This window comes from Arthrobacter sp. 10T413_2 (assembly GCF_056394205.1).
In genome coordinates this window covers 1-11,352 of record NZ_JBFTHK010000143.1, presented here as the reverse complement: position 1 = coordinate 11,352, position 11,352 = coordinate 1, and the positions used below count along the sequence as shown (strand labels likewise).

Below are 11,352 nucleotides of genomic sequence, written 5' to 3'. Positions count from 1 at the left end.
GCGCCATTCTCTGGAACATGATCACCTGGCTGAAGGGTCTGCCGTCCAGTTCCTCGCACGCGCTCTTCGGCGGCCTCATCGGTGCCGCAATCGCCGGCATCGGCATCCACTCGATCAACTTCGAATCGATCCTGCAGAAGGTCATCCTTCCCGCGGTCTTCGCCMCGATCATCGCAGGCGGTGCGGCCTATCTGTGCACGCGGCTGGCCTACGCCCTGACGTCACGCCATGACCCGGAAACCGGCGACAAGCTGACCCAGAAGCGCGGCGGATYCCGGACCGGCCAGATCTTTACGTCCAGCCTCGTGGCACTGGCCCATGGCACCAATGACGCCCAGAAGACCATGGGCATCATCACCCTCGTCCTGATCTCGGCCGGCGCCCAGCCTGCCGGCTCCGGACCGCAGTGGTGGGTTATCACTGCCTGCGCCCTCGCCATCGCGATCGGCACCTACGCCGGCGGCTGGCGGATCATCCGCACCATGGGCTCGGGCCTCACCGAAGTGAAGCCGGCCCAGGGTTTCTCCGCCGAGGCCAGCACCGCCTCGGCCATTCTGGCCTCGTCGCACCTGGGCTTTGCCCTGTCCACCACCCAAGTGGCCTCCGGCTCCGTCATCGGCTCGGGGATGGGACGCCGCGGCACCACCGTCCGGTGGGGAACCGCCGGCCGGATTGCCCTCGGCTGGCTCTTCACGCTCCCGGCGGCCGGTATCGTGGGCGCCCTCACGGMTGTGCTCGTGCAGACCGGCGTCGTCGGAGTCATCATCGCGGCCGCCGCCGGCACCGCCGCCGTGGCGTACATGTTCGTGCATTCGCGGAAATCCCATGTGGGCCACCACAACGCCGTCGAGATCGAAGAAATGGGCCAGGCCGTGCAGTTCCGCAAGAAGAAATCTGCCGCCAAGGCGATCAAGAACGGGGATGCCCAGCGATGAAGTGGTTGGAACTGTTCAGCGTGGCAGGGGCCACGCTTGTGGCCGCGGTCACAGTCGTAGTCCTCTATTCCCTCGGCGTCCGGCTCACGGCCATCGCGGGGGATGTCCGGAACGCGCCGGCGTCGTGGACCCGCCCGCTCGCTTACACGTGCTTCGCCCTGTGCGGCGCCGCCGTCCTCTTCGGCCTTTATCTGATMATTCCCTACTTCCACAAGTAGGCCGCGGTCCTCACGCGGGCCGCTGCAGCACCCTCTCCGGGCGGCGCGACCCGGGGATGGGAACCCGGCGCCGCATTGGCTAGGCTGGGGCCATGGTGAGCTTCCAGTACTTCGTGGCGTCCTCCCTCGACGGCTTCATCGCCACGGATGACGACAACCTGGCGTGGCTGCTTCAGTTTGACGGCTTTGAGGGCGGGCAGGACAGCTACGACGCGTTCCTGGCCGACGTCGGCTGCATCGTCATGGGCGGTGAGACCTACGCGTGGCTCCTGGAACACGAACCGGGTACCTGGCCCTATCCGGACACGCCCTGCTGGGTCTTCACCCACCACGAGCACTCCGCCCCGAAGGGCGCCAACGTGACGTTCGTGCGCGGGGCCGTCCGCGAGTTCGTGGACGACCTCAAGGATGAGGCCGCGGGCCGGAACATCTGGGTGGTCGGCGGGGGAGTCCTCGCCGCGCAATTCGCGGACGCCGGGCTGCTCGACGAACTGATTCTCTMGGTTATTCCCGTGGTGCTGGGAGGKGGCAAGCAGCTGCTGCCCATGACCGGCCCGACGCCGCCGCTGGAGCTCGTCGCGTCCCGCACGATGGGCCGCGGCATCGTGGAGCTGCGCTACCGCTTCCCGGGCAGGAGCTAGCAGGGCCMATCCGGCGCGATGGCCCGGCCCACCGGCCTGTGCCACCGGCCCACCGGCCTCCCGGTGAACTCCTACCCGGCGATATCGCGGATGAGGTTCGTGATCCGGGCCGTGGAGAGCCGACGGCCGTGCTCGTCCGTCATGACGATCTCGTGGGTCGTGAGGGTCCGGCCGAGGTGGATGGCCGTGCACGTCCCGGTGACGGTGCCAGCGGAGATCGCCCGGTGATGCGTGGCCCCGACCTCGATCCCGAGCGCCTGCCGGTTCGGTCCCGCGTGCAGGCCGGCCRCGAAAGACCCGAGGGTCTCGGCCAGGACCACGTGTGCCCCGCCGTGGAGGATCCCGGCCACCTGGGTGTTCCCGTCCACCGGCATGGTGGCCACGGTCCGCTCCGGACTCATTTCAAGGAAGTGGATCCCCATCTTCACCACGAGGGCGCCGACGCCGTACTGGCCCAGCCAATCGTGCATGTCCTCGGGAACTCCGGCCGCCGCAAGCTCGGCCGCGTAGGGGGCCGGCGTGAAATTGTCCATCATGGGAACTAGGCTGGCACCTGTGAGTGAAACTACCAAACCGGCCCCTTCCCCCGCGACCGAGCCTTCCGCAGACGCCGGCGCAGATGCTGTCACTGCCACGGACGCAGCCGTAGCCTCTGTCCTTGTGGCCGAGCCGCCCGTCACCGAAGCCGCGACGCCCGCGGGGAAGGCGCGACGCGTCGGGACCGAGGTCTCCGCGACCCAGGCACCGGTGGTGCCCCTCACGGACCAACCGCGGCTTCTGGTCCTCGACGGCCACTCGATGGCCTTCCGCGCTTTCTATGCCCTGCCGGCCGAAAACTTCGMCACCTCCAGCGGCCAGCACACCAACGCCGTCCACGGCTTCACGTCCATGYTGATCAACCTCATCAAGGAACAGAACCCCACGCACGTCGCCGTGGCTTTTGACGTCTCCGACGACACCACGTTCCGCAAGGCCGAGTATGACGGCTACAAGGCCGGGCGCAACGAGACCCCCCGCGAGTTCAGCGGCCAGATCGACCTCATTGAAAAAGTCATGACCGCCTGGGGCATCAAGACCGTCAAGATGCCCGGCTTCGAAGCCGACGACATCCTCGCCACGCTCGCCGCCCGGGGCGATGAGGCCGGCTTCGAGGTCCTGCTCGTCTCCGGCGACCGGGACACCTTCCAGCTCATCACCGAGAACGTCTTCGTCCTCTACCCGAAGCAGGGCGTCACCAACATCCCCCGGATGGACGCCGAAGCAATCGAGGCCAAGTACTTCGTCTCGCCGCCGCGCTATTCGGACCTCGCCGCGCTCGTCGGGGAGACGGCGGACAACCTTCCGGGCGTGCCCGGCGTCGGGCCCAAGACCGCCGCGAAGTGGATCAACCAGTACGGCGGGCTCGAGGGCATCCTGGAAAACCTCGACTCGATCGGCGGGAAGGTCGGCGACGCCCTMCGCGAGCACGTCGAATCGGTCAAGCGGAACCGCCGGCTCAACCGCCTCCTGACGGACCTCGAGCTCCCCGTGTCCCTTCACGACCTGGAGGAACCGCGCCCGGACCATGACGCGATCGAGGAAATTTTCGACCGCCTCGAATTCAAGACGCTCCGCACCCGGCTCTTCGCCCTCTACGGCAACGAGCCCGTCGAAGGCGAACCGGACAGCATCGAGGTTCCCGAGTTCTCGACCCTCACCTCCGCGGCGGAGCTGCGGACCTTCTTCGACGCCGGCGCGGGGCTCCGGTCCGCCCTCGCCGTCGAATTCGCGCCCGGCAGGATCGTGGACGACGCTTCAGCCCTTGCCGTGGTCCGCAAGGACGCGGCCGCGTACATCGAGCTCACCGGCCTGGATGCCGAGGCGGACGCCGTGCTGGCCGGCTGGCTCMGGGATCMCGGCGCCCCCAAAGTCATCCACGGGTTCAAGCCGGCGCTCAAGGCCTTCACCTCCCGCGGGCTCGGCCTCGACGGCGTGGTGGACGACACCGCGATCTCCGGCTACCTCATCCAGCCGGACCGGCGCAGTTACGAACTCGCCGAACTCGCCCAGCACCAMCTCAAGATGACCGTATCCACCGAGGCCGCCAAGACCGGCCAGCTGGAACTCGCCTTCGGCGGCGAGGACGACGGCGCCGCGGCCGGCGCGCTGGTCCAGCAGGCCGCCGTCGTGCACGCCCTGAGCCACCACTTCGAAACGGAACTGAAGACGCGCAAGGCCCAAGAGCTTCTGACGAGCCTTGAACTGCCCGTCAGCCGGGTCCTGGCACAGATGGAGCTCACCGGGATCGCGGTCTCCATGGAGCGCATGGACGAACAGCTCGMCGACCTCGCCAAGGTGATCGATAACGCCCAGGAACAGGCTTTCGCCGCCATCGGCCACGAGGTCAACCTCGGTTCGCCCAAGCAACTGCAGACGGTGCTGTTCGAGGAGCTCGGCCTGCCCAAGACGAAGAAGATCAAGTCCGGGTACACCACCGATGCCGCGTCGCTCAAGACGCTGCTGGAGAAGACCGGCCATGAATTMCTCGTGMAGCTGATGGCCCACCGCGAGTCCTCGAAGCTACGTCAAATGGTGGAAAGCCTCAAGAAGTCCGTGGCCGACGACGGCCGGATCCACACCACGTATGCGCAGAATGTAGCCGCCACCGGCCGTATCTCCTCCAACAACCCGAACCTGCAGAACATCCCGGTCCGGAGCGAGGAGGGCCGGCGCGTCCGCAGCATCTTCGTGGTGACCGAGGGCTATGACTGCCTCCTGTCCGCGGACTACTCGCAGATCGAGATGCGGATCATGGCGCACCTTTCCGGCGATCCCGGCCTCATCCAGGCGTACAAGGAGGGTGAGGACCTGCACCGGTACGTCGGTTCTCACATCTTCCACGTGCCGCCGTCCGAGGTCACCAGCGCCATGCGCTCCAAGGTCAAGGCCATGTCCTACGGCCTGGCCTACGGGCTGACATCCTTCGGGCTTTCCAAGCAGCTGGAAATCTCCGTGGACGAGGCCCGGACGCTGATGAAGGAATACTTCGAACGCTTCGGCGCCGTCCGGGACTACCTCCGCGGCGTGGTGGACCAGGCCCGGATCGACGGCTACACGGCCACKATCGAGGGCCGCCGCCGCTACCTGCCGGACCTGACCAGCACGGACCGGCAGCTGCGGGAAATCGCCGAGCGGGTGGCATTGAACTCGCCCATCCAGGGGTCCGCGGCGGACATCATCAAGCGAGCCATGCTGGGCGTCTCCGGCGCGCTGGCTGGCCAGGGCCTGAAATCGCGGATGCTGCTCCAGGTCCATGATGAACTGGTCCTCGAGGTCGCCAAGGGTGAACGCGAGGCCGTTGAGAAGCTCGTGACCKAGCAAATGGGCTCGGCCGCGGATCTCAGCGTTCCGTTGGACGTCCAGATTGGCATCGGGTCCAGCTGGCACGAGGCGGGGCACTAACGGTTCACCGGTTCCGGCAGGGTGTCGTTCCGGCACGTTTTCGTTCCGGCTCTGCCGGGACTGCCGGATTTTCAGGATATTCAGGATTCTCAGGGGGAGAAGCACGTGGCAGAAAAATACGAGCTCAGGCGGTTCCGGGCGGTCGGGAAGGACTCGGCAGACTACGCCCAGGGGACTGCGTGGCTGCGCGGAGTCGGGATCGGCTTCTACGACGAACCGCGCAAAGACGAGTTTGTGGACAAGATCATGGCCATGTACCAAGTGGATAACCGTGAGATGACCGGCGTGTACCAGCCCGACGGCGTCGCGGCCCACTCGCTGTCGGCCGACGTTCCGGTGGCCACGTTCGCCACCCTGCGCAAGGACCTGAACATCGGCTACGGCCGCCAGCTCGAAGCCCAGCTCGTCACCGCGGTCACGGTGCGCGGGACCCATCGCCGGCAGGGGCTGCTCCGGCGGATGATGACCGAGGACCTCGCCGCGGCCAAGGCGGACGGCGTCGCGCTGGCGGCGCTCACCGCCTCGGAGGCGTCCATCTACGGACGGTTCGGCTACGGGGTGRCCACCTTTGAGCGCAGCATCAAGGTGGACACCGGGCCCCGTTTCCGCCTCCGCCACGAGCCGGTGGGTTCGGTGGAGATCGCCGACCGGAAGGTCCTGCTTGACCTGGCCCCCGAGGTCTTCGCACGGGTCCAACGCGCCATGCCCGGATCCATCTCGCGGCAGGAGGCCTACCGGCTGAGGTCCTCGGGCACGCTCGGCCGCGACGGCAGCGAAGACGAAGCCATCCGCTGTGCCCTGCACTATGACGCCGCGGGCAGCGTGGACGGGTATGTCTCCTATAAGTTCGGCGGGTGGGACGTCAAGCCGTACACCATGGAGATTGTGGATCTCGTGGCGGCGACCGACGCCGCCTATCTGGAACTCTGGCAGTTCCTGGGCAGCATCGACCTCGTGGAACGGATCAGCTGGCAGGACGCGCCGGTGGATGACCCGCTGACCTGGGCCCTGGAGGACCCCCGCTGCGTTGAGTCCTCGGACCAGCGCGACATGCTGTGGCTGCGCATCCTGGACCCGTTGCGCGTCCTGGGCGCCCGGCGCTACTCTGCCGACGGGACCCTGGTCCTCGCCGTCCGGGACAGCCTCGGCTTTGCCGCKGGCACCTTCGCCCTGGCAGTCAGCGGCGGGGAGGCCACGGTGACGCCCGCTCCGGATGCTGAGCCGGAGTTGTCGCTGGACGTCGCGGACCTCGGGTCCATCTACCTGGGGGCCGTCTGTCCCGTGACGCTGACGGCCGCCGGCCGAATTACCGAGCACGCGCCCGGGGCGGCCCTGACCGCGAGGCTCATGTTCGCCGTCGAACGCTCACCGCACTGCCTCACGCACTTCTAGCCGCACGGCCTGAGGCACTTCTTCGCGCAGTTCCCGCCGTCGGCGTCGTTCGTGCGGAGGACCCCGCGCGCTTTGACCGGCGTTGACGTAAACGACTAGACTAAACGGGCGTGTACTACGTGCGCGCATCTACAATCCACAAAATCAGGATGACCCGGCATATCACCTGCTGAGATGCCGTGTTCTTCGTCTGCATTCCATAATGCGGGCGCAGCGGTTTGCCTGACCGACTAACTATCCACAACGGAGCCCCTACTACATGACCATCACCTCCACCGAGAAGCCCGGTACCCCCGTAGTCGCGATTAACGACATYGGTACCGCTGAGGACTTCCTCGCAGCTGTCGACGCCACCATCAAGTACTTCAACGACGGAGACCTCGTCGAAGGTACCGTCGTCAAGGTCGACCGCGACGAAGTTCTGCTCGACATCGGTTACAAGACCGAAGGTGTCATTCCCTCCCGCGAGCTTTCCATCAAGCACGACGTTGACCCCGGAGACGTCGTCTCCGTTGGCGATCAGGTMGAAGCCCTGGTGCTCACCAAGGAAGACAAAGAAGGCCGCCTGATCCTCTCCAAGAAGCGTGCTCAGTACGAGCGTGCCTGGGGCGACATCGAGAAGGTCAAGGAAGAAGACGGTGTTGTCACCGGTACCGTCATCGAGGTTGTCAAGGGTGGTCTTATCCTCGACATCGGTCTGCGCGGMTTCCTGCCCGCATCCCTCGTCGAGATGCGCCGCGTGCGCKACCTCGCTCCGTACATCGGTCAGCAGATCGAAGCCAAGATCATCGAGCTGGACAAGAACCGCAACAACGTTGTGCTGTCCCGCCGTGCATGGCTCGAGCAGACCCAGTCCGAGGTCCGCTCCACGTTCCTCAACAAGCTGGAAAAGGGCCAGGTCCGTCCCGGCGTCGTTTCCTCCATCGTCAACTTCGGTGCCTTCGTGGACCTGGGCGGCGTAGACGGTCTCGTTCACGTTTCCGAGCTGTCCTGGAAGCACATCGACCACCCGTCCGAGGTTGTCGAAGTTGGCCAGGAAGTCACCGTCGAGGTTCTCGAGGTCGACCTGGACCGCGAGCGCGTCTCCCTGTCGCTCAAGGCTACGCAGGAAGATCCGTGGCAGACCTTCGCCCGCACCCACGCCCTCGGCCAGGTTGTTCCGGGTAAGGTCACCAAGCTGGTTCCGTTCGGCGCGTTCGTTCGCGTTGAAGACGGCATCGAAGGCCTGGTCCACATCTCCGAGCTCGCCGTGCGTCACGTTGAGCTGGCCGAGCAGGTTGTCTCCGTTGGCGACGAGCTGTTCGTCAAGGTCATCGACATCGACCTCGAGCGCCGCCGCATCTCCCTCTCCCTCAAGCAGGCCAACGAGGGCGTCGACGCCGACAGCACCGAATTCGACCCGGCACTCTACGGCATGGCCGCCGAGTACGACGAAGAGGGCAACTACAAGTACCCGGAGGGCTTCGACCCGGAGTCCAACGAGTGGCTTGAAGGCTACGAGACGCAGCGCGCCGCCTGGGAGCAGCAGTACGCTGACGCCCAGACCCGCTGGGAAGCCCACAAGAAGCAGGTTGCCCAGCACGCTGCCGACGACGCTGCAGCTGCAACGTCCGGCGAGAGCGACTCCGGCACCACCAGCTACTCCTCCGAGCCGGCTGCAACCGAAGCCGGTGCAGGCACGCTTGCCTCGGACGAGGCTCTTGCCGMTCTGCGCGAGAAGCTGACCGGCAACTAATTGCCCCCGGTCCTCACGGAGTCCGCTCCCTGAGTCCAGGCAGTTTGTAGCTCGACGCTGCACCGTCACGGTGCGGTAGTCAGAATGCACAGCAAAGGTGGCCGTCCCCTTGGGGGCGGCCACCTTTGCGTTTCCCGTGGACATGCTCCGCCGCTGCCCGCTCCACAGGACATGCTCATCGTTGGAGCCCTCCCCTCGGGGACATGCTCATTTTTGGGCGTCACCACGGGACATGCTCACTTTTGGGCGTCACCACGGGACATGCTCACTTTTGGGCGTCACCACGGGACATGCTCATTGTTGGAGCCCTCCCCTCGGGGACATGCTCATTTTTGGCCGTCACCAGTGGACATATGGGCATTGTGTCCAGTCTTGGCACCGAGCGCTGGACATGTCTGGTKGCCGGGAGGTGGTGCATTGCCTTGTCGACAGGCACGTTGCTTCCTAGACAGCTCTACCAGGGACATGCTCATTCTTGGAGCTCACCTCTCGGGACATGCTCATTTCTTGGGCTTGGGGACTTATGGGCATTGTGCCCAGTCCTGGCCCCGAGCGAGGGACATGTCCAGCGGCAGGAGGAGCAACGTGTTCTGCCCGGCCGGCGAGCGACCGGCGTGTGCGCGAGGTGCGGCAGGCGTGGAATCCTTGACGGCGGATCTCCCCTGAGTCCACACTTTGCAGGTTGAGATTTTCGCAGCCGACGACGAGGGGGAGTTCCATGGCTGAGCCATCGGGGGCAATTGAAGCGCAGGGCTCACGCGGAAGAGTCGGTCCGTGGACACGGGGCATCCATGCCATCACCTTATTTGTAGAAGACCTGGGCGCCACAAAGAGCTTCTATGAGGATGTGTTCCGGCTTCCTCTCGTCTTTGAAGACGACGTTTCCGCAGTCTTCAAGTTCGAGAACACTTTGATCAATCTGCTCAACATCTCCGAAGCCCCCGAACTCATCCAACCGGCAACCGTCGCCAGCGCAGAGGCTGGCGCCCGCCTACAGTTCACCATTGAAGTGGACGACGTCGACGACATGTGCGCGGAGTTGTCCCGCCGCGGGGTTGAACTGCTCAACGGCCCCATCGACCGACCCTGGGGTATCCGTACCGCCTGCTTCCGCGACCCCGCCGGACACATCTGGGAAATCGCCCACTAGCCCGGTAGAGCCTTAACTAAGTCTTCGCCGCTGAAGGGCATGTCCAGTCTTGGGCGCGTGGGGTGGACATGAGGGGATTCTGCGCTCTGCTCGCGGCCAGCGGGGGACGTGTCCGGTGGTGGCCCGGTTGGCTGCGGGAGGGCATGTCCAGTTCTGGGCGCGTGGGGTGGGCATGAGGGGATTCTGCGCTTTGCTCGCGGCCAGCGGGGGACATGTCCGGTGGTGGCCCGGTTGGCTGCGGGAGGGCATGTCCAGTGGTGGGAAKCAACGCGGGCGGACTGCGGTGTGCACCGTCGTCAGGGTAGCGGGATTGTGCCCTTGACCGGCACGGTGGCAGTCGCCGAGGCTGCACCAGTGACGAGCTCGGCACCCGCGGACTTCAGCAACGCAATGGCACCCACGTTGCCGGCCGTGGTCTCGGCCACCAGATGACTCGCTCCGGCAGACGCGGCCAGGGCTTTCACGAGCCGCAGCGCCTCGCGGCCGACACCCCGGCCGCGGAAGCTCCGGCCAAGCCAGATTCCGGTCTCCAGCGCCCCGCCAGCAACAAGACTGTCTGTCTGAGGGGCATCGTCCAGCGAAGCGGCGGGCTGAATGCCGGTTTCAATCGCCCCGCCAGTACCACCCCCGCGGGTACCACCCGCGCCAGTACCAGCATMCAGCGGCTCCACCGTCCCCACCACCGACCCCGGCGCCGGCCCTATGCGCTTCAGCCGGACGGAACCGGCGAGTTGCCCGTCGCAGCTGATGGCCCAGCTCTTTTGCTGCGCGGGGCCGTCCAGGCCCGCTGCGGCGGCGTGGTGGAATTCGCGGAACCAGCTGATCCGGTCGGTGTTCCAGGCGGCGGTCTCGCCCAGCGGCGGGGTGACCTCGTCGGCGTCGGCGTCCCGGAGGGCGAGCTCCAGGAGCTGTTCGAGCACGGCCTCGCTGACGTCAAGCAGCTCGACCGCGGGCACCGGCTCAGCTGATGGGGACATCGATCCACTCCGTTTCTCCGGGCAGCAACGCCGCACTGCCGGCTGACATGGCGGCCACCCGGTCCGCGGCGCGGGCCAGTTCCTCCGGGTTGTCCGGCAGCGCAAGCCTCAGGACAGTAGTCTGCGCCTCGTAACGGGTTTCGGCCATKACAAAGCCCGCGGCACGCAGGTCGTTCTCGAGCCGCCCGGCCCCGGCGTGCCCCACCCGCACCGAACAGRTCCGCAGCCGGCGGCGCCGCACAAGGGTCGCGAGCTCCAGCGACCCGGCCACCGAGTCCGAGTACGCGCGCACCAGGCCGCCGGCGCCGAGGAGGATGCCGCCGAAATAGCGCACCACGACGGCGGCGACGTCGCTGAGATCGGCGACGCCGGGCGCGGTCTCGCGCTTGAGCAGCGCCTCCAGCATCGGGATGCCGGCAGTTCCGGACGGTTCGCCGTCATCGTTGGAACGCTGGACGTCCCGGTCGGGGCCGAGCACGAAGGCGAAGCAGTGGTGCCGCGCGTCGTGGAATTCCTTGCGCAGGCCGGCCAGGACGGAGCGGGCTGCGTCTTCTTCCGCCGTGCGGGCAAGGACGGTGATGAACCGGGACCGCTTGACCTCGATTTCGTGCCGGAACTGGGACCCTGCGGCGAGGGTGGTGTAAATGGAAGTCCTGCTCTCGGGGTAATCCGCCTCATCTTCCACCGGTTCAGTTTAGTCTTGTGGGGTGTTGAAGATCGGGTTGACCGGCGGGATCGCGTCGGGGAAGTCACTGGTTGCGGCGCGCCTGCGGGAGCTCGGCGCGGTGCTTGTCGACGCCGATGCCCTGGCCCGCGACGTCGTGGAGCCCGGCACGCCGGGGCTGGCGCGGGTGGTCGAAGCG

Annotated in this window: 11 protein-coding genes; 8 read left to right on the top strand and 3 right to left on the bottom strand. The window is 66.4% G+C overall.

Annotation, left to right across the window (positions count from 1 at the left end; all coding sequences use genetic code 11):
- The 3 genes from AC1DBQ_RS17845 to AC1DBQ_RS17835 form a co-directional block, all read left to right on the top strand.
- Positions 1 to 935: inorganic phosphate transporter (locus tag AC1DBQ_RS17845; RefSeq protein ID WP_476929786.1), on the top strand; the 935-nt coding region annotated here is incomplete at its 5' end.
- Positions 932 to 1,153: a hypothetical protein gene (locus AC1DBQ_RS17840; protein WP_116765766.1), complete on the top strand. Its 222-nt coding sequence runs from the start codon at positions 932 to 934 to the stop codon at positions 1,151 to 1,153. The genes AC1DBQ_RS17845 and AC1DBQ_RS17840, both read left to right, overlap by 4 nt.
- A gap of 92 nt (positions 1,154 to 1,245) precedes the next feature.
- Positions 1,246 to 1,794 (top strand): dihydrofolate reductase family protein, encoded by a 549-nt coding sequence (locus AC1DBQ_RS17835; protein ID WP_476929785.1) that lies wholly within the window; start codon positions 1,246 to 1,248, stop codon positions 1,792 to 1,794.
- Positions 1,795 to 1,865: 71 nt separating this feature from the next.
- On the opposite strand, the gene AC1DBQ_RS17830 is transcribed toward AC1DBQ_RS17835, so the two are convergent.
- Complete coding sequence (locus AC1DBQ_RS17830; RefSeq protein ID WP_476929784.1) at positions 1,866 to 2,330, bottom strand: hotdog fold thioesterase; 465 nt, start codon at positions 2,328 to 2,330, stop codon at positions 1,866 to 1,868.
- On the opposite strand from AC1DBQ_RS17830, the gene polA reads away from it, so the two are divergent.
- From polA to AC1DBQ_RS17810, 4 genes are all read left to right on the top strand, one after another.
- Positions 2,329 to 5,235 (top strand): DNA polymerase I, encoded by a 2,907-nt coding sequence (gene polA, locus AC1DBQ_RS17825; RefSeq protein ID WP_476929788.1) that lies wholly within the window; start codon positions 2,329 to 2,331, stop codon positions 5,233 to 5,235. The two genes, AC1DBQ_RS17830 and polA, sit on opposite strands and share 2 nt — an antisense overlap.
- Positions 5,236 to 5,340: 105 nt before the next feature.
- Positions 5,341 to 6,627 carry a GNAT family N-acetyltransferase gene (locus AC1DBQ_RS17820; protein WP_476929783.1) on the top strand — a complete coding sequence of 429 codons (1,287 nt, stop codon included), beginning with the start codon at positions 5,341 to 5,343 and terminating at the stop codon, positions 6,625 to 6,627.
- 259 nt (positions 6,628 to 6,886) lie between these two features.
- Positions 6,887 to 8,362: a 30S ribosomal protein S1 gene (gene rpsA / locus AC1DBQ_RS17815; protein WP_476929782.1), complete on the top strand. Its 1,476-nt coding sequence runs from the start codon at positions 6,887 to 6,889 to the stop codon at positions 8,360 to 8,362.
- Positions 8,363 to 9,080: 718 nt separating this feature from the next.
- Entirely contained in the window at positions 9,081 to 9,512 is a 432-nt protein-coding gene (locus tag AC1DBQ_RS17810) for a VOC family protein (protein ID WP_476929781.1), read from the top strand.
- 296 nt (positions 9,513 to 9,808) lie between these two features.
- On the opposite strand, the gene AC1DBQ_RS17805 is transcribed toward AC1DBQ_RS17810, so the two are convergent.
- Together AC1DBQ_RS17805 and AC1DBQ_RS17800 are read right to left on the bottom strand one after the other, a co-directional pair.
- Positions 9,809 to 10,489: a GNAT family N-acetyltransferase gene (locus tag AC1DBQ_RS17805; protein WP_476929780.1), complete on the bottom strand. Its 681-nt coding sequence runs from the start codon at positions 10,487 to 10,489 to the stop codon at positions 9,809 to 9,811.
- On the bottom strand, positions 10,473 to 11,174 hold the full coding sequence (locus AC1DBQ_RS17800) for an IMPACT family protein (protein ID WP_476929779.1): 702 nt from the start codon (positions 11,172 to 11,174) through the stop codon (positions 10,473 to 10,475). The genes AC1DBQ_RS17805 and AC1DBQ_RS17800 overlap by 17 nt, the downstream gene beginning before the upstream one ends.
- A 22-nt stretch (positions 11,175 to 11,196) precedes the next feature.
- Here AC1DBQ_RS17800 and AC1DBQ_RS17795 point away from each other — a divergent pair.
- A partial coding sequence (locus tag AC1DBQ_RS17795) for a dephospho-CoA kinase (RefSeq protein ID WP_476929787.1) occupies positions 11,197 to 11,352 on the top strand: 156 nt, incomplete at its 3' end.

Excerpts from the sequence above, each read along its gene's own strand:
- AC1DBQ_RS17810 (WP_476929781.1), top strand. The coding sequence starts at position 9,081 with ATGGCTGAGCCATCGGGGGCAATTGAAGCGCAGGGCTCACGCGGAAGA.